We start from the raw sequence: 22,285 nt of genomic DNA, 5'->3' as shown, positions 1-22,285 counted from the left end.
CGGGCCGTCGACGTCGGATCAGCTCGGCTCGCCGGCCGACCGGTCGGCGAGCCGCAGCGCGTCACGGGCGGCCAGCACCGCCTCGGCCAGCTCGACCGGGCGCCTGGTGCTCACCACCCAGAAGGGCGTCGGGTCGGCCGGATCGTCGAGCACCACCTGCACGGCGCCGCCGATCCACGGCCGCTGCACCACGAAGGCGAGCGGATCCGCGCCCACCCCGAGCACCTCACGGCGGCCGGCGGCGTCCAACGGGACGACGTCGGCCACGAACCGTACCGGCAGTCGGGCGTCGTCCACCCGCAGCTCGGCGTCCACGACCGCGACCCGGATCCGACCCAGCCACCACAGCCCGGCGGCAGTCGCCGGCAGCAGCACCGCGAACGGCAGCCAGGCGCGGACGCCGGGGGCGCCCATCCAGATCTCGACGGCCAGCAGCGCGGCGGCCACCAGCCCCGCCAGCCACAGCCACCAGGGCAGGTCCAGCCGTTCGGCGTACGCCGGGCGGGCCGTCGCGGGCGACTGACCGGCGGACGGGGAGGGCGACATGCTCACTCCTGCGAGGGTACGGCGCACGACGGGCCGGCCAACCGGCAGGATGGCAGGGTCACCCCGTGAACCGGACAGAAGAGGGGACCCGTGACCGACGTCGTACCCGTGCCCGTGCGGCAGCTCGACGGTGAGCTGCCGCTGCCCACGTACGCCCATCCCGGCGACGCCGGCGCCGACCTGGTGGCGGCCACGGACGTGGAGCTGCCGCCCGGCGGCCGCGCCCTGGTGCCCACCGGCGTCGCCATCGCGTTGCCCGAGGGGTACGTGGGTCTGGTCCACCCCCGCTCCGGTCTGGCGGCGAGGCTCGGCGTGACCGTGCTCAACGCGCCCGGTACGGTCGACGCCGGCTACCGGGGTGAGATCCTGGTCAACCTGATCAACCATGATCGGGACACACCGGCGAAGATCTCCCGCGGCGACCGGATCGCCCAGCTCGTGGTGCAGCGGGTCGCGCGGGCCCGGTTCGAGCCGGTGGCCGAGCTGCCCGGGTCCCGACGGGGGACCGGTGGGCACGGCTCCACCGGCGGACACGCCGGGCTGGTGCCGACGCCGGCGGGTCAGGGTCGGGTCGAGCAGCGGCCGGACGAGCCGGGACGCGGGCGGACGGAAGAGGTGGCAGGGTGAGTGTGAACAGCGGAGGGTGGGCGCAGTGATCTTCTCCCGAAAGCGGGCAGGTGCCGAGCGGCGCACCCGCGACGAGCGGACCACCGAGGTCCTCGACCAGGGTGCCGAGGCGTCGGCGCTGGTGCGCGGCCCGTACGACATCTCCGAGGTCGACGACGACGTGCAGCGGCTCGACCTGGGCAGCCTGCACATCCCGGCGATCGCCGAGGTGGAGGTGCGGGTGCAGGCCGACCCGCAGGGTGTGGTCCAGCAGGTGGTGCTCGTGCACGGGGACAACGCGTTGCAGCTCGGCGTCTTCGCCGCCCCCCGGTCCGAGGGGATCTGGGACGAGGTGCGCGAGGAGATCCGCCAGTCGTTGCTGCGCGACGGTGCCGCCGCGCAGGAGGTCGAGGGCGAGTACGGCCCCGAACTGCACGCCCAGGTACGGACCCCGGACGGTCCGACGAACCTGCGGTTCGTCGGTGTCGACGGGCCGCGCTGGATGGTCCGCGGTGTCTTCCAGGGTCCGGTGGCGACCGACCCGGCCGCCGCCGGTCCGCTGGCCGAGTGCCTGGAGGGCCTGGTGGTCGACCGGGGCCAGGAGGCGAAGCCGGTCCGCGAGCCGCTGCCGCTGCGGCTGCCCCGGGAGATCGCCGACCAGGCCGGCGCCGAGGGCGGCTCCGCCGTCGCCGAGCCGCGCCAGGTCTGACCGACGCGCACCAGCGGCGCCGGAACCCGCCCCGTCGGCGTACGCTGGCGGCACGGTTCCGGCGCCGCCGGGGCCGGTCGAGACCGGTGAGCGTGGAGAGGGTGACGCGGAGGTCATGATGACCGACGAGGGCAGGGTGTCGCTGCGGCGGCTCCTGCAGCGGTTCACCGCCAGCGAGGCCGAGATCGACGCGCAGGAGCTGCGTCGGGAGAGCGCCGAGTGCGGCGGCATCCCGGCCCAGATGTGCTCCCGGGGTCAGGTGGTGTCGGTCGCCGGTCGGCTGCGCACCGTGGTCTACACCCCGAGGACCAACCTGCCGACGCTCGAGGCCGACCTGTACGACGGCAGTGACGTCGTCACCCTGGTCTGGCTGGGTCGGCGGCACATCGCCGGGATCGAGCCGGGGCGGCACCTGACCGCCCGCGGCCGGGTGGCGGTGCGCGACGACCGCAAGGTCATCTACAACCCGTACTACGAGCTGGACGCGCCCAAGTGACGGCACTGCGGACGGAAGGCCGGCGATGACCACGGGACAGGACCGGGCGGCGCAGCCGGACACCGGCTCCGAGGACGACGAGCGCCTGCCGACGATCGCCGAGCAGATGGCCGACCAGCTCGGCGGGTGGCGGGGGCTTGTCGAGTCCAGCATCCCGGTGGTGGTCTTCGTCCTGGCCAACATCATCGGCGAGCTGCGGCCCGCCGTGATCGCCTCGGTGACGGTGGCGGTGCTGATCGCCGGGCTGCGGCTGGCGCAGCGTCGGCCGATCCGGCACGCGATCAACGGGCTCTTCGGCGTCGGTGTCGGCGCCGCCATCGCCTGGCGGACGGGCGACGAACGGGACTTCTACCTGCCGGGCATCCTCTACGGCATCGGCTACGGCGTGGCGCTGCTGATCTCGGCGGCCATCCGGCAGCCGCTTGTCGGCTGGATCTGGTCGGTGCTGGTCGCCAAGGGCCGCTCGGAGTGGCGGGCCGACCCGAAGCTGGTGCGCACCTTCACCCAGCTGACGGTGCTCTGGGGCGTGGTCTGGCTGGCCAAGGTCGGCGTGCAGGCCGGCCTCTACCTGGCCCACCAGGACACCGCGCTGGGCGTGGCCCGGCTGGCCCTGGGCTACCCGCCGTACGCGCTGCTGCTGCTGATCACCGTTTGGACGGTGCGCCGGGTCACCCGGGAGCCGCAGCCCACCCCGCTGCCCGGCGCCTGAGCGTTCCAGGCGACCCTCAGCCGCGCGGTCAGCGCGAGCCGCGGGTCCGTTCGACGCTGTCCGGGCCGAGGATCACCGCGCGGACGTCGTCCTCCACCTCGGCGGTGCAGACGAAGATCAGCTCGTCGCCGGCCTCGATCGGGTCGTCCGGGCTGGGCACCAGGACCCGCTTGCCGCGCAGGATCGCCACAAGCGCGGAGTCGCGCGGCAACGGGACGGCGTGGATGGGCTGGCCGACGTAGGGCGCGGTCGGCGGCAGGGTGATCTCGACCAGGTTGGCCTCGCCCTGCCGGAAGGTCATGAGCCGGACCAGGTCGCCGACGGTGACCGCCTCCTCGACCAGCGCGGCCATCACGCGCGGCTTGCTCACCGCGACGTCCACGCCCCACTGCTCGGTGAAGAGCCACTCGTTCTCGGCCCGGTTGACCCGGGCCACCACGCGCGGCACCGCGAACTCGGTCTTGGCCAACAGCGACAGCACCAGGTTGGTCTTGTCGTCGCCGGTGGCCGCGACCACCACGTCGCACCCGGCGACGTTGGCCTCCTCCAGGCTGGCCACCTCGCACGCGTCGGCGAGCACCCACTCGGCCGCCGGCACCCGGTCGGGGCGCAGCATCTTCGGCTGGCGCTCGATGAGCATCACCTGGTGGCCGTTGTCGATCAACTCCTGGGCGATGGAGCGGCCCACGTTGCCCGCGCCCGCGATGGCGACCCGCATGGCTCAGTGCCCCCCTTCCGGCGGCGTCGCCGCCACCGACGTGACCGTCGCCACGATGTCGTCACTGACCAGCATGAACACCTGGTCACCCTCCTGCACGACGGTGGAGGCGGTGGGTAGCGTGCCGATGCCGAAGCGGATCAGGTAGGCCACCCGCGCCCCGGACGCCTCCTCCAGCGCGCGCACCGACCGGCCGATCCAGTCCTTGTGCACCGGGACCTCGACGATCGACACGGTGCTCGTGGGGTCGCGGAAGATCTCCACGTTGCCCTCCGGCACCAGGTGCCGCAGCATCCGGTCGGCGGTCCACCGCACGGTCGCCACGGTGGGGATGCCGAGGCGCTCGTACACCTGGGCCCGGCGCTGGTCGTAGATCCGGGCGGCCACCCGGGACACGCCGAACGTCTCGCGGGCCAGCCGCGCCGAGATGATGTTGGAGTTGTCGCCGCTGGAGACGGCCGCGAAGGCGTCCGCCCGCTCGATGCCGGCCTGCCGCAGCACCTCGCCGTCGAAGCCCGCCCCGGTCACCGTGATCCCGGCGAAGTCGGGGCCGAGCCGGCGGAAGGCGTCGGCGTCCTGGTCGATCACCGCCACCGAGTGCCCCCGGGACTCCAGGCTGTGGGCGAGGGTCGACCCGACCCGGCCACAACCCATGATCACGACGTGCACGCTGTCCCTCCCAAAGGTGCGTACCGCTCCCGCTGCCGGTGGCCTCTCGATGCAGCCTGCCACGTCCCACTGCGCGGCGGGGGACCGACCGTACCCCGTGCCGCCCGGCGGTCACGATCGCCCACCCCCGCGCTCTGGTCGTGGTGGTCGTACCCTTGGCGTTCGTGGCCAGTCCCACCTCGCTGCTGAAGCGGCTGCTCCTCGGTCGACCGTTCCGGTCCGACCGCCTGCAGCACACCCTCCTGCCGAAGCGCATCGCGCTGCCCGTGTTCGCCTCCGACGCGCTGTCCAGCGTCGCGTACGCGCCCGACGAGATCCTCCTGACCCTCTCCATCGCCGGCGCCTCCGCGTACGTGTTCTCGCCGTGGATCGCCCTCGCGGTGGTCGTGGTGATGCTGACGGTGGTGGCCAGCTACCGGCAGAACGTGTACGCCTACCCCTCCGGTGGGGGTGACTACGAGGTGGCGACCGTCAACCTGGGGCCGAAGTTCGGGGTGGGCGTGGCCAGCGCCCTGCTCGTCGACTACGTGCTCACGGTGGCGGTGTCGGTCTCCTCCGGGGTCGCCAACCTGGGCTCCGTGGTGCCGTTCGTGGCCACCCACAAGGTCCTCATCGCGGTGATCGCTGTGGTCCTGCTGACCGCCGTCAACCTGCGGGGGCTCCGCGAGTCGGGCACCGCGTTCGCGATCCCCACCTACGGCTTCGTCATCGTCATGGGCGGGATGCTGCTCACCGGGCTGTTCCGGGTGTTCGTGCTCGGTGACGACCTTCGCGCGCCGAGTGCCGACCTGGTGATCCAGGCCGAGCACAGCGTGACCGGCTTCGCGTTGATCTTCCTGCTGCTGCGGACGTTCAGCTCGGGCGCCGCCGCGCTCACCGGCGTCGAGGCGATCTCCAACGGGGTGCCGGCGTTCAAGGCGCCGAAGAGCCGCAACGCCGCCACCACGCTGCTGCTCCTGGGCGCGATCGCGGTGAGCCTGCTGGTCGGGATCATCTGGCTGGCCCGGCTGACCCACCTGCAGTTCGTCGAGGACCCGGCCCTGCAGATCGTCTCCGGCCCCGACGGGTACGTGCAGAAGACGGTCACCACCCAGCTCGGCGAGACGGTCTTCGGCTCCGGCTCGATCCTGCTCTACGTGGTGGCCGGGATGACCGCGTTGATCCTCTTCCTGGCCGCGAACACCGCGTTCAACGGCTTCCCGGTGCTCGGCTCGATCCTGGCCCAGGACCGCTATCTCCCCCGCCAGTTCCACACCCGTGGCGACCGGCTGGCCTTCTCCAACGGCATCACGTTCCTCGCCCTCTTCGCGATCGTGCTGATCGTCGGCTTCCAGGCCGAGGTGACCCGACTCATCCAGCTCTACATCGTCGGGGTCTTCGTGTCGTTCACCGTCTCCCAGGCCGGCATGATCCGGCACTGGAACCGGCGGCTGCGTACCGAGCGGGACCCCGAGGCGCGGCAGCGGATGCACCGCTCCCGGGCCATCAACACCTTCGGCATGGGGCTTACCGGAACGGTGCTGGTGATCGTCCTGGTCACCAAGTTCCTGCTCGGGGCCTGGATCGCGATCGCCGCGATGGCGGTGATCTACCTGTTGATGCTCGCCATCCGCAGGCACTACGACCGGATCGCGGTCGAGCTGACCCCACCGGACGAGGGCCGGGCCGTGCTGCCCGCCCGCAACCACGCGATCGTGCTGGTCAGCAAGCTGCACCAGCCGACCCTGCGGGCCATCGCGTACGCCCGGGCCACCCGGCCGGACACGCTCACCGCAGTGACAGTCAACGTGGACGAGGAGGACACCCGGGCGCTGCAGGCCGAGTGGGAGCGACGGGAGATGGCCATCCCGCTCACCGTGATCGACTCGCCGTACCGGGAGATCACCCGGCCGATCCTGGACTTCGTCGCCTCCACCCGCCGCAAGTCGCCCCGGGACGTGGTGACGGTCTTCATCCCGGAGTACGTGGTCGGCCGCTGGTGGGAGAACCTGCTGCACAACCAGAGCGCGCTGCGCCTCAAGGGTCGCCTGCTCTTCGAACCGGGGGTGATGGTGGTCAGCGTGCCGTGGCAGCTCGCCTCGACGGCGAGCAAGAACCTGGACCGGCTGGACGCCACGCTGTCCAACACCCCGGCGCGGGGCCCCCGGATGGGCCTGCGGGCCCCGGACGTGCCGCCGGTGGTCTCCACGCCTACCGGCGACGGCGTCCCGGGTGCCGGTGGCCCTGTCGACCAGGCGCAGGGCGGTGCCGGCCGTGACTGAGCCGGAGCTGGGCGACGCCGCGACACCTGTGGCGCCGGAGCGCGGGCTGGCCGAGGCGGAACGCGTCGAGCTGACCGTGGACGCCGTCGCGCCCGGCGGGCACTGCGTGGCCCGGGTGGACGGGCAGGTGGTCTTCGTCCGGCACGCGCTGCCCGGCGAGCGGGTGATCGCCGAGGTCACCGAGGTGCACAAGGGGTTCGTCCGGGCCGACGCGGTGACCGTGCTGGACGCCTCGCCGGACCGGGTGGAGCCGCCCTGCCCGTACGCGAAGCCGGGCGCCTGCGGCGGCTGCGACCTGCAACACGTCGCCCCGGACGCCCAGCTGGCGTGGAAGACCGCGGTGGTGCGCGAGCAGTTGACCCGCCTCGGCGGGTTGGGCGACGACGAGCTGGACGGGCTCGGCGTTCGGGTCGAGGCGCTGCCCGGCGGGCTGCTGGGCTGGCGCTCGCGGGTCCGCTACGCGGTGGACGCCGCCGACCGGGCCGGCCTGCTCAAGCACCGCTCGCACGAGGTGGTGCCGATCGACCGTTGCCGGATCGCCCACCCGGCCATCCAGCAGCTCCCGGTGCTCACCCCGACCGGGGCGAGCTGGCCGGCCGCCGACGCGGTGGAGACCGTCGCCAGCACCGGCGGGGACGTCAGCGTCGCCGAGGTCCACGACGGGGTGTCCACCCCGGTACGCGGGCCGGCCGAGGTGCGCGAGGTGGCCGCCGGACGGGACTGGACGCTGCAGGCGTCCGCGTTCTGGCAGGTGCACCCGGCGGCGGCCGACACGCTGTCCACGGCCGTGCTGGAGCTGCTGGACCCGCGGCCGGGCGAGCGCGCCTGGGACCTGTACGGCGGGGCCGGGCTGTTCGCCGCCGGGCTGGCCAACCGGGTCGGCGCGACCGGCCGGGTGACAGTGGTGGAGGCCGCGCCGCAGGGCGTCGCCGCCGCCCGGCGGAACCTGGCCGACCTGCCCCACGTCGAGGTGGTGTCGGCCCGGGTGGAGACCGCGCTGGCCCGCCGACGGATCACCGGCCCGGTCGACGTGGTGGTGCTCGACCCGCCCCGCTCGGGCGCCGGCGCCCCGGTCGTGCGCGCGCTCGCCGCCGCCGGTCCGCGGGCGGTCGCGTACGTGGCGTGCGACCCGGCCGCCTTCGCCCGGGACGTGCGCACGTTCGCCGGCCTGGGCTGGCGACTGGCCGCGCTGCGCGGGTTCGACCTGTTCCCGATGACGCAGCACGTCGAGTGTGTCGGGCTGCTGCTCCCGACAAACGGGCGCTGATGCGCGTCGTCGGCCTGATGTCGGGCACGTCGTACGACGGGGTGGACGTCGTCGCCGCGGAGTTCGACGTCGAGGGGGACACCCTGTGGCTGCGGCCGTTGGGGCACCGCGGTCTGGACTACGACGAGGAGTTGCGCGCCGAGATCGCCGCGCTGCTGCCGCCGGCGACCACCACCATCGAGGCCGTCTGCCGGCTCGACAACCGCCTCGGCGAGGTCTTCGCCGACGCGGCGGCCATCGGCCTGGAACTGGCCGGTGGGCCCGTCGACGCGGTGGTCTCGCCCGGCCAGACGGTCTTCCACTGGGTCGACGACGGCACGGCCCGGGGCACCCTGCAACTGGGCGCGGCGGCCCGGGTGGCAGCCCGGGTCGGCGTACCGGTGCTCAGTGACCTGCGCTCGGCGGACATCGCCGCCGGCGGGCAGGGCGCGCCGCTGGTGCCGGCCTTCGACGCGCTGCTGCTCGACGCCGCCGCCGGGCCGCGCGCGGCGCTGAACCTCGGCGGCATCGCGAACCTCACGGTGGTCGCGCCGGGGGCGCCGGTCCTCGGGTACGACGTGGGCCCGGCGAACGCCCTGCTGGACGCGGCGGCCCGCCGCTTCCTCGACCAGCCGTGCGACAGCGACGGCGCGCGGGCGGCGGCCGGTCGGGTGCACCAGGGGCTGCTCGCCGCGCTGCTGGCCGAGCCGTACTACGCGGCGGCGCCGCCCAAGTCCACGGGCAAGGAGCTGTTCCACGCCGGCTACCTGGACCGGCACCTCGCCGCGCTCGGCGAGCCGGTGCCGGTGGACGACCTGCTGGCCACCCTCACCGAGCTGACCGCGCGGGTGGTCGCCGCCGAGTGCGACAGGCACGGTGTGGTGGAGGTCATCGCGGCCGGCGGCGGTGTGCGCAATCCCACCCTGCTGGGGCGCCTCGCCGCGCTGGGCGCCGGCAGGTGGCCGCTGCGCGGCACCGATGAGCTGGGCGTGCCCGCGCAGGCCAAGGAGGCATACGCGTTCGCGCTGCTGGGCTGGCTCTCCTGGCACGGCCTGCCCGGATCGATCCCGTCGGTGACCGGGGCCGGCCGTGGGGCGGTGCTCGGCTCGTGGACTCCCGCCGGCCCGGCGTACTCCGGCGCACCGGCCACCCCGCCGCGCCGACTGCGGATCCGCCCCTGAGCAGGCGCTCAGCCGTCGGGAGTGACCCGGGCGGCTCGGGTCGGGCTGCGGAGTACCGGGCGGCCGATAGACTCTCCGGTCATGAGCGTTGAAGAGGACACGGCCAACCACGGCCGGTTGCTGGGGACGGTCCGCGGTCCGCAGGACGTCAAGCGGATGTCGGGCGAGGAACTGGACGTACTCGCCGCGGAGATCCGGGACTTCCTGATCGCGAAGGTCTCCCGCACCGGCGGGCACGTCGGGCCCAACCTCGGCGTGGTCGAGCTGACGCTCGCCATGCACCGCGTCTTCGACTCCCCCCGCGACCGGCTCCTGTTCGACACCGGCCACCAGGCGTACGTGCACAAGATCCTCACCGGGCGTCAGGCCGGCTTCGACAAGCTCCGCCAGCGCGGTGGCCTCTCCGGCTACCCCAGCCAGGCCGAGAGCGAGCACGACCTGATCGAGAACTCGCACGCCTCCACCGCGCTCTCCTACGCCGACGGCCTGGCCAAGGCATACGCCCTGCGGGGCGAGGCGCGCAGCGTCGTGGCGGTGGTAGGCGACGGCGCGCTCACCGGCGGCATGTGCTGGGAGGCGCTCAACAACATCGCCACCGCCGGCAACTCGCTTGTCATAGTCGTCAACGACAACGGCCGGTCGTACTCGCCGACCATCGGCGGTCTGGCCGACCACCTCTCCTCGCTGCGGCTCAACCCGGGCTACGAGAAGGTCCTGGACACGGTCAAGGACGCCCTCGGGTCCACCCCGCTGGTGGGCAAGCCCATGTACGAGGTGCTGCACGCCGTCAAGAAGGGCATCAAGGACGCGGTCGCCCCGCAGGCCATGTTCGAGGACCTCGGCATCAAGTACGTCGGCCCGGTGGACGGGCACGACGTGGCGGCGGTCGAGGCGGCCCTGCGCGCGGCGAAGAACTTCGGCGGCCCGGTGATCGTGCACGCGGTCACCCGCAAGGGCTACGGCTACCGCCCGGCCGAGGAGGACGAGGCGGACTGCCTGCACGGCCCCGGCGGCGCCTTCGATGTGGAGACCGGCGCGCTGCTGGCCGCTCCGGCGGTGAAGTGGACGCACGTCTTCGCCGACGAGCTGCTGGCCGTCGCCGACGAGCGGCCGGACGTGGTTGGGATCACCGCCGCCATGGCCGAGCCGACAGGCATCGCGAAGCTGGCCCGCAAGTACCCCGAGCGGGTGTACGACGTGGGCATCGCCGAGCAGCACGCCGCCACCTCGGCGGCCGGGTTGGCGCTGGGCGGCCTGCACCCCGTGGTAGCGGTCTACGCCACCTTCCTCAACCGCGCCTTCGACCAGGTCCTGCTGGACGTGGCGATGCACAAGCTGCCGGTGACCTTCGTGCTCGACCGGGCGGGTATCACCGGCCCGGACGGGCCGAGCCACTACGGCATCTGGGACATGTCGGTCTTCGGTGTGGTGCCCGGTCTGCGGATCGCCGCGCCCCGGGACGCCGCCACGCTGCGTGAGGAGCTGCGCGAGGCGCTGGCCGTCGACGACGGCCCGACAGTGGTGCGCTTCCCGACCGGCACCGTCGCCGCTGACCTGCCGGCCCTGCGCCGGGTCGGCCCGGTCGACGTGCTGGCCGAGTCGGCACGTACCGACGTGCTGCTCGTCGCCGTCGGCTCCTTCGGCCAACTGGGCATGGAGGTGGCCGCCCGGGTCGCCGAGCATGGCTACGGCGTCACAGTCGTCGACCCGCGCTGGGTGCGTCCGGTCCCGGCGGAGCTGGTCGACCTGGCCGCCCGTCACCGGCTCGTGGTCAGCGTCGAGGACGGCGTCCGCGTCGGCGGGGTGGGCGACGCGCTCGCCCAGGCGATGCGCGACGCCGACGTCCGGGTGCCGCTCAAGGACCTGGGCGTACCGGCCGACTGGCACCCGCACGGCACCCGCGCGCAGATCCTCGCCGACCTGGGCCTGACAGCGCAGGACGTGGCCCGCGACGTCACCGGCTGGATCTCCGGCCTGGACGCCACCCCGGACCGCCTCACCCCCAGCGACGCGGCCGCGCAGAACTAGCAGGCGCACAGACGGCGGGTATCCCCTCGGCGGTGCCCGCCGTCGCCGTGCCGCGCCGTCCCGGCGTGCCCCGCACGTCCCTCGTCCCGACGCCCCTCGTCGCGCCGATCTTGCACTTTGTGTCGCCTATGCGCGACTTCTGCCCCGCTTCGTCCCGGCAGAAAGTGCAAGATCGACGCGGGGTGGGGGGTGGGGTGGGGGGGTTAGCGGGGGCTTACCGAGCGGTAGTGGGTCTTGTCGGTGTTGGCGAGGCTGTACGTCTGCGAGCGGGTGGGCTCGGGGGCGACCACCAGGCCGGGACGTTCGACGAGCAGCGGCGTTCCGGGAGGCACGGAGAGTGAGCTGTCCCGGGTGGCCCGCCAGCTGAGCACCACCAGGGGCTGCCCCGGCACCGGCAGCTGGTACGTCTGCAGCGGGGTGGCCCGGTCGGCCGGCGAGACCACGGGCGCGCTCCCGTCCGCCGGCCGGTAGATCACGGCGGTCATCGTGCCGGCGTCGGTGTCCCAGCTCAGCTGCTGCAACTCGGCGGCCTCGCCGCCGCCGAGGGCGACCTCGCCGAGCGAGCGGACGGTCAGCTTCGCCATCGGCCAGGACGTCGGCACCGAGCGTGGCGCGTCCCGGTCCCCGACGCGGCGGGGGATGCTGCCGAACGGGCCCCGGTCACCGGCCAGCACGCAGGTGTCCAGGCCGGTGAGCGCACGCCGGCCGGCGCCTGACTCGTCGCGGACCAGCGGATAGCGCGGGTCGACGGTGCCGGTGCCCAGGTCGAGCAGCCGGTCGGCGGCCCGTCCCCGGGGCAGCGACTCGGTGGCCCGCAGGGTGGCGGTCACCGGTACCGCCGCGCAGGCCGGCACGTCGACAGGCGCGCTGAGCCCGTCGGCCACGGTCAGCGCCCGGCCCTGTGGCCCGAGCAGTGTCTGCACCCGGGCAGACACCAGGTAGCGCCGGCCGCCGGCGGTCTGCACCGGCAGCACGTCGGAGTAGACCAGGTAGCCGGGATCGGTGTACTCGGAGGCGCGGGTGACGGCGTACCGGTCGCCGTCGCCCGTGAGTTGCAGCAGCCAGGAGGCGCTTTCACCGGGTACGTCGGCGGCCACCAGGGCCACCGGGGCGCCGTCGACCCGGCCGGAGAAGAGGATGCCGGACGAGGGCAGGTGCGCCCTGTCGTCGGCAGGTGAGCGCCAGTCCCGCACCGCGTCGGTGACCGCCGCCGTCACCCCCGTGTCGCCGGCCAGGTCGCCACGGGGCGGCCACACCGCCAGCGAGCCGTCCAGGCTGTCGTACCCGACCCGCAGGTCCTTCGGTTGACGGTCGGCGACCGGACCGCACGCCGTCGCGGCCAGCACTGCGCCCAGCAGGACGGTGAGGGCCCTGCCGTGCCGACGGCCTGGAGTCACCTGGTCCGCCCCCGATCGCCTCGCCGTCGCTGTCGGAAAGCGCCATAGTACGAGATGTCCGGCGCGGGGCCTCAGGTGGTGGCCGCCGCATCCACCACAGTGGACACCGCAGGCGTTTTCGTGCCGTTTCGTCGCTCCGGTAGACTCCGCCGACTGTGACGCCTGCCGAGTCCCGCGCCCTGTCCGCGCCGCACCCGGAGGCGGCCGCCGGCCTCGACGACCTCGACGAGACGGTGAGCTACCGCACTGCGGCCACCAGATCGGCAGGCCGCGTCGCGACGGCCGCCGCGCCGGCCGAAGCCTCGGTCGGCGTCGTCGACTCCCCTGCCGCACCGACGACAACGCCCGTCGACACCCCACCGGAGGCCGTACCCGACGTGCCGGCCGACGCCGACGCCGAGGTGCCGGGCGGCGGCAGGTGGCGCGGGTGGACGCGGCGACGGCAGCACCTCGCCGTGGGTGGCCTGTTCCTGCTCGCCGCGCTCTGGGTGACCAGCCGGATCTGGCTGGACCCGGCCGGCCGGGTGGCCTCGCTCTACACCGGTGACCCGGCCCAGGTGCAGTTCTTCCTGGCCCACTCGGTCCGTGTGGTGCTGCACGGCGAGTACCCGTTCTACACCGAGCAGTTCAACTATCCCGACGGCGTCAACCTGATGGCCAACACGGCGGTGCTGGCGCTGGGCATCCCGATGGTGCCGGTGACGCTGCTCTTCGGGCCGGCGGTGTCCTTCGTGGTGCTGGTGACGCTCGGTCTGGCCGGCACCGCCCTGGCGTGGTACCTCGTGCTCTCCCGCCACCTGGTCCGCAACCCGCTCGCGGCGGCGGTCGGCGGCTGGTTCTGCGGGTTCTCCCCGGCGATGCTGTCGCACGCCAGTTGGCACCCGAACATCATCAGCCAGTTCCTGCTGCCGTTCATCGTCTGGCGGGTGCTGGTGCTGACCCGGTCGACCCGACCGGTACGCGACGGCGCGCTGCTCGCCCTGCTGGTCACCGCCCAGGCGTTCATCAACGAGGAGATCCTGCTCTTCACGGCCCTGGCCTGCGGCGTGTTCCTGATCGCCGTGCTCGTCCAGGAACCGGCCCGCTGGTCGGCGGCGTGGCGGCCGTTGGGCGCCGGCCTGGCCGTGTGCGCGCTGCTGGCCGGGGCGCTGCTGGCGTACCCGCTGTACGTGCAGTTCGCCGGACCGATGGCGTACCACGGGCTCAGCGACGCGGTGCAGGACTACGGCAACGACATCGCCGCCTTCTTCGCGCCCGGTTCGCCCACCCTCGGTGGCAACCAGCGGGCCAACATCAACCTGGCGCCGAACTACTCCGAGGAGAACGCCTTCTTCGGCTGGAGCCTGTCGCTGCTCGCCATCGGCATCGTGGTGTGGCTGCGCCGGGACCTGGTCGTCCGGGCGCTCGCGGCCACCGGCGTGTTCTTCGCCGTGCTCTCCCTCGGCGAGCGGATCTCCTGGTGGGACCGGGAGCTGATCAGCGGCCCGTGGCAGTTGCTGGTCCACCTGCCGCTGCTGGACGCTGTCGTACCGACCCGGTTCGGTCTGATCACCAGCGTGGTGATCGGCCTGCTGCTCGCGCTCGCCGTCGAGCGGGCGTGGGAGCTGCGCCCGGCCGACCGACGCACCCTCCGGACGCTCACCGCCGCCGGCCTGGCGTTCGCGCTGCTGCCGGTCGCGCCGATGCCGCTGCGGATGGTGTCCCGACCGCCGGTGCCCGACTTCATCACCGCCGACAGGTGGCGGGAGTACGTGGGCCCGGACCAGACGCTGGTGCCCATTCCGGTGCCGAGCATGGGCAACACGCACGGCATGCGCTGGGCGGCGGCCACCAACCTCGACTTCAAGATCCCGGGCGGCTACTTCCTCGCCCCGCGCAACGGCAACACGGGTGACCCGGGGCGGTTCGGCGGCCGACCCAGCGGCGTGGGCCAACTGCTGGAGGAGGTGGCCACCACCGGCCGTACCCCGAAGCTCGACGACCGGCAGCGCCGCCGCTTCACCGACGAGCTGCGCCACTGGCGGGCCGCCATCCTGGTGCTGCCGGTCCGCCAGCAGAACGCCGAGCCGCTGCGACGTGCCGTCGAGGACCTGGTCGGCCCCGGCCGCCAGGAGCTGGACGTCTGGGTGTGGGACGTCCGGACGCTCACCGACCGCTCGGTCTGATGGTCACCGGGACGGCGTCCCCCGCGACGGTTGCCCCGGCGCCGGCGCGGTGGGCCCGGCCGAGCTGGCTCCCGGACGCGGTGGTGGTGACCGGCTATCTGTGCCTGGCCGTCCTGCTGACCAGCGGGCAGTGGGGGCATCCGTGGCTGCTGTTCCACCAGGCCGGCGACCAGGTCCTCTTCGAGTGGATGCTGGCCCACGCGGCGCACGCCGTCGTCGAGGGGGAGAACCCGCTCTACAGCACGGCGTTGAACGCGCCGGACGGCGTCAACCTGATGGCGAACACGTCGGTGCTCGGCCTGGGTGTGCCGCTGACCCCTGTCACGCTGCTGTTCGGGTCGCAGGTGTCGTTCTGCGTGGTAGTCGTCTGCTGCCTCGCCGGCACCGCGACGGCCTGGTACGCGCTGCTGCGCCGGCGGCTGGTCAGCGCCAGGTCGGCGGCGGTGGTCGGTGGGCTGATCTGTGGGTTCGCCCCCGGCATGATCGCCCAGGCGGGCGCACACCTGCACATCGCCGCGCAGTTCCTGGTGCCCCCGATCCTCGCCCTGCTGTTCCGGCCCGCGAACGGGCCCGCGTGGCGGTCCGGCGTCGGCCTCGGACTGCTTGTCGTCTGGCAGGCCTTCATCGGCGAGGAGGTGCTGGTCTTCCTGGCGCTCGCCGCCGGGGTGCTCGCGCTGGGCTGGGCGCTCGCCGACCGCCCGGCCGCCCGCCGGCACGCGCCGGCCCTGATCGGGCGGCTCGCGGTGGCGGCCGTGGTGGCGACGGCGCTGCTGGCGTACCCGCTGTGGTTCCAGTTCCGCGGCCCGCAGCACTACGCGGGGATGGCCTTCGCCGCGCACGCCTTCCAACTGGACGCTGCCTCGTTCACCGCGTCGGCCCGGCAGACCGTGCTCGGCGACGACTGGCTGCCCGGCCTGCTCTCGCCGAACCCGACCGAGGAGAACTCGTTCTTCGGCCCGGGGCTGCTCGTGCTCGCCGTGGTGATCGTGATCTGGTTGTGGCGACGGCCGCTGGTCCGCGCGCTGGCCGCCTGCGGCCTGGTGTTCGCCCTGCTGTCGCTCGGCACCGAGCTGCGGGTGGACGGCGCCGCCACCGGGATCGCCGGGCCGTACCGGCTGGTGGCCGGCCTGCCGTTGCTCGACCTCGCGGTGCCGGCCCGGTTCGCGCTGGTCTGCGTACCGGTGCTGGGGGTGCTGGTGGCACTCTCGGTGGACCGGGTCCGGGCGGCACGCCGGCTGTCGGCCGCGCCGGGACTGCCGGTGCGGCTGCTCTGGGCCGGGGCGGTGGCCGCCGCGCTGCTGCCCCTGGCTCCGACACCGATCCGGGTGGTGCCGGTCCCGCCGGTGCCGGGGTTCGTCGCCGACGGCGCGTGGCGTCCGCTGGTGCCGCCCGGCCGGACGGTGGTCGCCGTACCCCCGGTCACCGGCGCGGCGCGGAGCCCGGTGATGCTCTGGTCCGCCCGCACCGGGCTCGCCTTCGCGGCGCCGGGCGGCTACTTCATCGGGCCGGCCGGCCCCGACGACCCGACGGCCCGCTGGGGCGCGCCCGACCGGCCCACGTCGGTGCTGCTGCGCGCGGTGGCCGAGACCGGAGTGGTGCCGGTGCTCACCGACGCAGACCGCCGGCGGGCCGTGGAGGACCTGCGGCACTGGAGGGCCGCGCTCGTGGTGCTCGGTCCGTCGACCCATGGCGACCCGCTGCGCCGCACCGTCGACGACCTGCTCGGCCCGGGCCGCCCGGTCGACGGCGGATGGGTGTGGGACGTGCGGGGCAGCGTCTAACCCACAAGCGGGCGGACGTCCCAGACCCAGACGTCGTCGACCCGCTGCGGCGGCCCGATCAGGGCGGTGACCAGCTCACGCAGCACCGCCTCGCGCGGGTGCGCACCGAGCACCACCACCGACGCCCGCCAGAAGCGCAGGTCCTCCACGGCCTGGCGACGGTTCTCGTCGGTGAGCGCCGGGACCTTGTCCGTGTCCATGGTGGAGTAGATGAGGCTGCTGGTCGGCCGGTTCGGCGCCCCGAAGACGCCCTCGCCCAGCTCGTTGGGGCCGATGAAGTAGCCACCCGGGACGGGGAACTCCTGCCCGGTCAGGGCGCTCCAGCGCAGCGTGGGCAGGCCGTGGACGTTGCTCGGGATCGGCACCGGCACCAGGGTCCGGCCCGCCGGCACGTACGGCCGCCAGCCGCCCGCGGTGATGAAGTGCGGCGGCGGCTCCACCTGCTGGGCGGGCAGCGGCCGGGGGAGGAGCGGCAGCACGGCGAGCGCGACAGCCGCGTACCCCACCGGGCGCAGCCACCGCCGACGCGCCGCGACAGCCGGTTCGCCCGTGCGCTGGGCCGGCACCCGCGGTGCCTCGGCGGGACGTCCCTGCCGGGACGCGGCGTCCCAGGTCAGCGCGAGCAGTACGCCCACCGCGGCGGCGACGACCAACGTCAACCGGGTAGGCATCATCATCTCGACCAGCGGCAGGTCGTCAGGCACGTACGACCACGGGCCGCGCACATCGGTCTCGACGCCGTTGAAGCGCACCACCGGCCCGATCGCGGCCACCGTGAAGACCACGATCAGCACCGCGACGATCCGGGCGGCCAGCGACCGGCGCACGAGCAGCACCAGGGCCACCACCGAGAGCAGCACCAGCGGCCAACCGAACCAGGTGTTCTGCTCGGTCATCCCGATCGTCTTCTCCACGGCCGGGTCGCCGGCCCAGGTGTCCCGGGCGAAGGTGACGAACGCGACCAGGTCCTCGCCCCAGTTGTGGAAGACGCCGCCCTGCAGGCCCCGGTAGGACTGCGGGCCGTTGAACTGGAACCAGATCGGGTACGCGGCGAGCAGCAGCGCCAGCCCGCCAGCCACACCCAGCCCGGCCACGAACGTGCCGGCGACGGCCCGCGTGGCCGCCGGCCGCTGCACGGCGTACGCCAGCACGACGACCAGGCAGGCCAGCGCCGTGAGCAGCAGCATCTCCTCGTTGATGAAGATCTGGTACGTGACAAGCGCTCCGAGCACCAACCCGTTGCGCCGCCACCGGCCCGGCTCGCCGAGACGCAGCACCCGCACCACGATCAGGGGCAGCAGGAAGTTGGACACGAAGTTGGGCTGGCCGTTGGCGTGGTGGATGATGCCCGGCGCGAAGCCGAGGAACGCGCCGCCGACGAACGCCGCCGCCCGGGAGCGCACCAGGTGGCGGGAGAGCATCCAGTACGCGGTGCCGGCGGTGGCGGCGAGGGCCGCGCCCAGGTAGAGCGCGTACATCACCTGGGGGCCGAGCAGCATGGTCAGCGGCGCCAGCGGCAGGGTCACCCCGAGCAGCGAGGTGTTGGCCATCATGTTCACCCCGTCCGGGGCGTTCTGCCGGGCCGTGAACAGCGGGTTCTCCAGGTGCCGTACGGAGTACGCGCCGTGCGCGAACAGCCACTCGAACCAGCTGTGGTCGGTGGGCAGGTGCGAGGACACCCGACCGGTCACGTCACCCCAGTAGTTGAGGCAGACGAACACACCCAGCACCACATAGGCTCCGAGGGCCACGAGATCGGCGCGGGCGGGTCGGCGTCGAGGCCGCCGTGTCGCCTCGGCCTCGGCCGGGTCGGCGTCGGTTACGGGATTCAGCGAGGGGTCTACCACCGGCACAGCCACGACGCGCCATCGTACAGGCGAGGACGCGTCGGATTTGCCGGGCCGGTGTGCCCACGGTCGGGTTTGCCGGGAAGCGCCACCGGCCAGCCACGACGGGTGACGGAGGGACGGTCGGTGTCGATCATCGAACTGGGCGAGGTCCGGGACGAGGACGTCCCGCCGCGGCCGGTCCGCCGACCACGCGCGGCAGGTCGTCCGCTGCGCTGCGCCGCGGTGCTGCTGCTGGCACTTGTCGTGCTGGCCTCGGCGGCACCGGCGCCCGAGCGGACGGTGAGCCCGGTGCCGGGCGCGCGGGCCGCGGCGGCGTACCTCGCCGCGGACGGTGTCTTCGTCGTCGACCCGCCGACGCCCACCGGGGACCGGTACCTGACCGCGTACGCCCCGCCGACACCGGGTGGCGGCGTGCCGCGGCGGTGGCGGGCGCCCCTTCCCCGCGCCGGCGACTACCTCGGTGTGCGGGTCGAGCAGGGGTTGGTGCTGGCCGTGGGGATCAGCGCCCAGAACGGTGTGTTCGAGACCACCGCCTTCGACCCGGAGACGGGGTCGCAGCGCTGGCGGCTCGCCGGGATTCCCCAGGCGACTGCCGACGGCGGTCTGCTGCTGGTGGTGGACGACATGACCGACGAGCCGGGCGCGATGAGACGTGTCGACCTGGACAGCGGCCGGCTGCTCTGGTCGGTGCCCATCCCGCCACCCGGCAACCCCGGTTACCAGGTACGCGACGGCCGGGTCGACAGGTTCGTGCTCGTGCAGCCGACAGGCGAGGTGCAGGTGTACGACGCCGGCACCGGTGACCTGCTGCGCAGCGTCGACACGCTGACCGGTGACCGGTCGGCGTACCAGCGGGTGCAGGTCGTCGACGATCTGCTGCTGCTCGTTCCGCCCGGCGCGACCAGGCTGGTCGGCCACCGTCTGCCCGGGCTCGATCCGTTGTGGACAGCCGAGGTGCCGCTGGTGTCGTACGCGGTCGGTTGCGCGGGCCTGCTCTGCGCATTGCAGCAGACCGGCGGCCTCCAGGTCATCGATCCGGCCACCGGCGCGGTCCGCTGGTCGGACCCGGGGCGCGACACCCTGGCCGACGTCCGGGACGGCCGGCTGCTGGTGGCGGGGCCGGGCCAGCGGTACGCGGCACGCGACGCGGCTACCGGAGGAGGCCGGGCCGAGCTGGGCCGGTGGAACCTGGTGCCGTCGCTGGGCCGCGACGACCCGTTGCTGGGGGTGCGTCCGCTGGACGACGGGCGTCTGGTCGTCGCCGAACTGGACCTGGCGGCCGGCCGGTCCCGGATCGTCGACGTGCTCCCGGACGTCGTCGGCAACTGCCAGGCGTCCCTGCCGACCCTGCTGTGCCAGCGCCTCGACGGCTCGACCGCGCTGTGGCGGTTGCCGTCGTGACCGGCCCGCTCATCGACCTCGGCGAGCTGCGGCACACCTCGGATGCCGGCCCGCTGCCCCGCCCACCCCGGGCCGTCGGCCGGCCGCTGCGGTGCGCCCTGGTGCTGCTGCTCCTGCTGGCCACCCTCGCCTCCGCAGGGGTTCCGCCCCGGCGGGACGTGGTGAACATCCCGGCCGGGCTCGCGGCCGAGACGTTGCTCGCCGGCGACCTGTTCGTGGTCCTCGACCCGAGCCCCGCGCAGCCCACCCAGCGGACGCTGCGCGCCTTCCGGCTGCCCGGCGGCGAGTTGCTGTGGCAGACGCGGGTACCGGCGCAGGGGCGCACCTGGGGGGTTTCGTCGGTGGGCGGGGTGCTGCTGGCCACCGTCCACGAGAGCAACATGCCGGGGCAGGGCACCCTGTCCGTGGCGTTCGACAGGGACACCGGGGCGTACCAGTGGCAGCAGCCGGGCAGCCCGGTCGAGCTGGCCGACGGCACCGTGCTGATGCAGTCCGGCGGCGGGGACGAGCCGTTCGGTCTGCGGGCGCTCGATCCCTGCTGCGGCACCCTGCGCTGGCAGATGACCACGGACGCGGAGGTCAGCTTCCGGTACGGGGGGCGCGGGGTGGACCGGGTGGTGCTCAAGCAGGCGGACGGCCCGGTCGAGGTACGTGACGCCGGCACCGGCGCGGTGCTGGCCCGCGCCGACGTCCGGCCACCCGGCAGCGGCTGGCCGGGGGTCATGCAGGTGGTGGACGACCTGCTGGTGACCATCTCGGGGACTCCGGCCACCATCACCGCGTACGGACTCGACCGGCTGGACCGGCGGTGGAGCATCCCGGCCGACCGGGCGGAGTTCGCCCTGGGCTGCGGCCCGGTCCTGTGTCTGCACGTCGGTGGCGTGGGGCTGCGGGCGGTCGACGCCGCCACCGGCCAACCGCGGTGGCAGAGCGACCGTTGGACGTGGGTCTTCCCGTACGACGGCCGGTTGATGGCCAGCACGGCGAACAGCTCCGGCACCCGCCTGGAGCAGCTCGTCGTGCTCGACCCGACGACCGGCCGGCAGATGGCCGGGCTGGGCCGGTGGGAGCTGGCCCAGTCCGGCTTCGGCGACCCACTGTTCGGCGTGCGCCGGCATCCCGCCGGTGGGCTCTACGTCACGCGGTTGGACGCCCGCGCCGGCGAGGCCCGCCCGCTGGACGTGCTGCCCGAGGCCGCCGGCAACTGTCAGGCGAGCGTCAGTTGGCTGCTCTGCCAGCGGATGAACGGCTCCTACCAGATGTTCCGATGGTCCGACTGATCACCAGTTGGCCTGGGCGGGAGGCGGGGGCAGCGGCACCGACGCGGGCCGCAGCACGTACGCCACACCGCCGCTGCCGCGCTGCCACACCGCCTCGAACGCCTGCCGGGGCACCGTCCGGCGCACCGCGTCGTCGTCGGGCGCGTACGGGTCGTTGAGCACCGGGTCGCCGTCGGCGGTGAAGCCGACAAGCACCATCAGGTGCCCCTTGGTGTCGTAGGCCAGCCCCGGCACCTCGTCGGCCCGGAAGGCCGCGGAGACGATCAGGGGGATGCCTGCGGCAACGAACGCCTCCGCCTCGGCCAGCGACCGCAGCCGGGTGACGAACGCGTCCACCCCGTGCAGCCCGGCGTACGCGGTGTTGAACGGCCAGTTGCCGGCGCTGGCGTACGCGTGGTCGTAGCAGTGCCGGGCGGCGTGCACCACCACCGGTCGTGGGCCGGGCGGCCGCACCCAGGAGCAGTGCTCCGCCGTCGGCCCGAGACCCCAGTAGGCGAGCACCATCGAGGTGCAGGTGGGGCTGCACCAGGAGTCGCCGCCCCCACCCCACTGCGGGTACTGGCCGGCGTGCAGCCGCTGCGAGTAGCGGGGCACATCCAGCACCCGTCCACGGGCAGCGGACGAGGTGGGCTCCGGCGCGCCGGTCGGGCCGGGGAGCGCGGGGCCGGTGGCGACCGCGCCGATGCTGCGCAGCACCGGGCCGGTCAGGCTGCCGGCCGGTCGGCACAGGGTCACCCGCGCCTGCCAGCCGGTGACCATCGCACCGGTCACGACCAGGGTGTCGGTGTCGACAGTGGCGTCGCCGTCGCGCTGCCCGGGAATCGAGGTGCGTCGTACCGTCAGGTCGTCGGCCGCCCAGCGGGCCAGCAGGTACCAACCGGTGGCGGGCGCGTCGCCGTGCCAGCCGCGCAGCTCGACCTCGATCCAGCAGCCGTCCGGGGTGTCGGCGGTCCACGACGGCACCACCTCGGCGACGGCGAAGCCGACAGGCACCGGCGGGGACGTCCAGCTGCCCCGCTCGTCCACGACGCCGGCCGCGGAGTCCGCCGGGAGGTGGAAGCCCCGGTAGGCGATGTCCCGCCGGGTGGGTGGTGCCGTGCTGCTCATACCGCGTCCGTCCCGTCGTTCGGTGTCGGCAGCATCGCGTACGCCGCGCGTGTCCGCAACGCCGACCGCCGCGGACGGCGAGAGACGATTGTTGCCGGCCGGCACTAGGTTGTCGGTGGTCAGCAGCGAGGAGGC

Annotated in this window: 18 protein-coding genes; 12 read left to right on the top strand and 6 right to left on the bottom strand. The window is 73.9% G+C overall.

Going from position 1 to position 22,285, the window contains the following annotated elements; all coding sequences use genetic code 11:
* Positions 1–18: 18 nt before the first annotated feature.
* The gene (locus AB0N27_RS10155; RefSeq protein ID WP_364370598.1) at positions 19–546 is read right to left on the bottom strand and encodes a DUF3093 domain-containing protein; all 528 of its coding nucleotides are present in this window, start codon (positions 544–546) and stop codon (positions 19–21) included.
* 90 nt (positions 547–636) lie between these two features.
* Here AB0N27_RS10155 and dut point away from each other — a divergent pair, with 90 nt between their 5' ends.
* The 4 genes from dut to AB0N27_RS10135 all read left to right on the top strand — a co-directional run bounded on the left by dut (position 637) and on the right by AB0N27_RS10135 (position 3,066).
* A complete protein-coding gene (dut, locus tag AB0N27_RS10150) occupies positions 637–1,173 on the top strand; it encodes a dUTP diphosphatase (RefSeq protein WP_364366357.1) in 537 nt (178 codons plus the stop codon).
* Between the two features lie 25 nt (positions 1,174–1,198).
* Positions 1,199–1,861, top strand: a complete 663-nt coding sequence (locus tag AB0N27_RS10145) for a DUF3710 domain-containing protein (RefSeq protein ID WP_364366354.1) — start codon at positions 1,199–1,201, stop codon at positions 1,859–1,861.
* A gap of 115 nt (positions 1,862–1,976) precedes the next feature.
* A complete protein-coding gene (locus AB0N27_RS10140) occupies positions 1,977–2,357 on the top strand; it encodes an OB-fold nucleic acid binding domain-containing protein (RefSeq protein ID WP_364366351.1) in 381 nt (126 codons plus the stop codon).
* Between the two features lie 25 nt (positions 2,358–2,382).
* Positions 2,383–3,066 carry a DUF3159 domain-containing protein gene (locus AB0N27_RS10135; protein WP_364366348.1) on the top strand — a complete coding sequence of 228 codons (684 nt, stop codon included), beginning with the start codon at positions 2,383–2,385 and terminating at the stop codon, positions 3,064–3,066.
* Positions 3,067–3,094: 28 nt separating this feature from the next.
* Here the strand turns inward: AB0N27_RS10135 and AB0N27_RS10130 are convergent, their stop codons facing one another.
* Both AB0N27_RS10130 and AB0N27_RS10125 read right to left on the bottom strand, forming a co-directional pair.
* Positions 3,095–3,784 (bottom strand): TrkA family potassium uptake protein, encoded by a 690-nt coding sequence (locus tag AB0N27_RS10130; protein WP_357987158.1) that lies wholly within the window; start codon positions 3,782–3,784, stop codon positions 3,095–3,097.
* Positions 3,785–3,787: 3 nt separating this feature from the next.
* A complete protein-coding gene (locus AB0N27_RS10125) occupies positions 3,788–4,453 on the bottom strand; it encodes a TrkA family potassium uptake protein (RefSeq protein WP_364366345.1) in 666 nt (221 codons plus the stop codon).
* Between the two features lie 164 nt (positions 4,454–4,617).
* On the opposite strand from AB0N27_RS10125, the gene AB0N27_RS10120 reads away from it, so the two are divergent.
* The 4 genes from AB0N27_RS10120 to dxs all read left to right on the top strand — a co-directional run bounded on the left by AB0N27_RS10120 (position 4,618) and on the right by dxs (position 11,169).
* Positions 4,618–6,714 carry an APC family permease gene (locus AB0N27_RS10120; protein WP_364366341.1) on the top strand — a complete coding sequence of 699 codons (2,097 nt, stop codon included), beginning with the start codon at positions 4,618–4,620 and terminating at the stop codon, positions 6,712–6,714.
* Positions 6,715–6,742: 28 nt separating this feature from the next.
* Positions 6,743–7,981: a class I SAM-dependent RNA methyltransferase gene (locus AB0N27_RS10115; RefSeq protein ID WP_364370595.1), complete on the top strand. Its 1,239-nt coding sequence runs from the start codon at positions 6,743–6,745 to the stop codon at positions 7,979–7,981.
* Positions 7,981–9,141 (top strand): anhydro-N-acetylmuramic acid kinase, encoded by a 1,161-nt coding sequence (locus AB0N27_RS10110; protein ID WP_364366338.1) that lies wholly within the window; start codon positions 7,981–7,983, stop codon positions 9,139–9,141. The genes AB0N27_RS10115 and AB0N27_RS10110 overlap by 1 nt, the downstream gene beginning before the upstream one ends.
* Before the next feature lie 81 nt (positions 9,142–9,222).
* Positions 9,223–11,169 (top strand): 1-deoxy-D-xylulose-5-phosphate synthase, encoded by a 1,947-nt coding sequence (gene dxs, locus AB0N27_RS10105; protein ID WP_364366335.1) that lies wholly within the window; start codon positions 9,223–9,225, stop codon positions 11,167–11,169.
* Positions 11,170–11,372: 203 nt separating this feature from the next.
* Here the strand turns inward: dxs and AB0N27_RS10100 are convergent, their stop codons facing one another.
* Positions 11,373–12,527 (bottom strand): hypothetical protein, encoded by a 1,155-nt coding sequence (locus AB0N27_RS10100; protein WP_364370592.1) that lies wholly within the window; start codon positions 12,525–12,527, stop codon positions 11,373–11,375.
* Between the two features lie 416 nt (positions 12,528–12,943).
* Between AB0N27_RS10100 and AB0N27_RS10095 the strand changes: the two genes are divergently transcribed.
* Complete coding sequence (locus tag AB0N27_RS10095; protein WP_364370589.1) at positions 12,944–14,731, top strand: hypothetical protein; 1,788 nt, start codon at positions 12,944–12,946, stop codon at positions 14,729–14,731.
* On the top strand, positions 14,731–16,512 hold the full coding sequence (locus tag AB0N27_RS10090) for a hypothetical protein (RefSeq protein WP_364366332.1): 1,782 nt from the start codon (positions 14,731–14,733) through the stop codon (positions 16,510–16,512). The genes AB0N27_RS10095 and AB0N27_RS10090 overlap by 1 nt, the downstream gene beginning before the upstream one ends.
* Here the strand turns inward: AB0N27_RS10090 and AB0N27_RS10085 are convergent.
* Positions 16,509–18,359, bottom strand: coding sequence for a hypothetical protein (locus AB0N27_RS10085; protein ID WP_364370586.1), 1,851 nt, complete (start codon positions 18,357–18,359; stop codon positions 16,509–16,511). The two genes, AB0N27_RS10090 and AB0N27_RS10085, sit on opposite strands and share 4 nt — an antisense overlap.
* 126 nt (positions 18,360–18,485) lie before the next feature.
* Between AB0N27_RS10085 and AB0N27_RS10080 the strand changes: the two genes are divergently transcribed.
* Both AB0N27_RS10080 and AB0N27_RS10075 read left to right on the top strand, forming a co-directional pair.
* Positions 18,486–19,763, top strand: a complete 1,278-nt coding sequence (locus AB0N27_RS10080) for a PQQ-binding-like beta-propeller repeat protein (protein WP_364366329.1) — start codon at positions 18,486–18,488, stop codon at positions 19,761–19,763.
* Positions 19,760–21,043 (top strand): PQQ-binding-like beta-propeller repeat protein, encoded by a 1,284-nt coding sequence (locus AB0N27_RS10075; protein WP_364366326.1) that lies wholly within the window; start codon positions 19,760–19,762, stop codon positions 21,041–21,043. The genes AB0N27_RS10080 and AB0N27_RS10075 overlap by 4 nt, the downstream gene beginning before the upstream one ends.
* Here the strand turns inward: AB0N27_RS10075 and AB0N27_RS10070 are convergent, their stop codons facing one another.
* Positions 21,044–22,150, bottom strand: a complete 1,107-nt coding sequence (locus AB0N27_RS10070; protein ID WP_364366324.1) for a peptidase C39 family protein — start codon at positions 22,148–22,150, stop codon at positions 21,044–21,046.
* Positions 22,151–22,285 lie beyond the last annotated feature (135 nt).

Origin of the sequence: Micromonospora sp. NPDC093244, assembly GCF_040683695.1 — a bacterium.
In the GTDB taxonomy this organism is placed as follows: domain Bacteria; phylum Actinomycetota; class Actinomycetes; order Mycobacteriales; family Micromonosporaceae; genus Micromonospora.
The sequence above is the reverse complement of the archived record's forward strand: the minus strand, read 5'-3'. Positions and strand labels throughout refer to the sequence as shown.

Coding starts and splice junctions, on each gene's coding strand:
- dxs (WP_364366335.1), top strand. CDS start 9,223: ATGAGCGTTGAAGAGGACACGGCCAACCACGGCCGGTTGCTGGGGACG.
- AB0N27_RS10130 (WP_357987158.1), bottom strand. CDS start 3,784: ATGCGGGTCGCCATCGCGGGCGCGGGCAACGTGGGCCGCTCCATCGCC.
- AB0N27_RS10135 (WP_364366348.1), top strand. CDS start 2,383: ATGACCACGGGACAGGACCGGGCGGCGCAGCCGGACACCGGCTCCGAG.
- AB0N27_RS10110 (WP_364366338.1), top strand. CDS start 7,981: ATGCGCGTCGTCGGCCTGATGTCGGGCACGTCGTACGACGGGGTGGAC.
- AB0N27_RS10155 (WP_364370598.1), bottom strand. CDS start 546: ATGTCGCCCTCCCCGTCCGCCGGTCAGTCGCCCGCGACGGCCCGCCCG.
- AB0N27_RS10140 (WP_364366351.1), top strand. CDS start 1,977: ATGATGACCGACGAGGGCAGGGTGTCGCTGCGGCGGCTCCTGCAGCGG.
- AB0N27_RS10090 (WP_364366332.1), top strand. CDS start 14,731: ATGGTCACCGGGACGGCGTCCCCCGCGACGGTTGCCCCGGCGCCGGCG.
- AB0N27_RS10070 (WP_364366324.1), bottom strand. CDS start 22,150: ATGAGCAGCACGGCACCACCCACCCGGCGGGACATCGCCTACCGGGGC.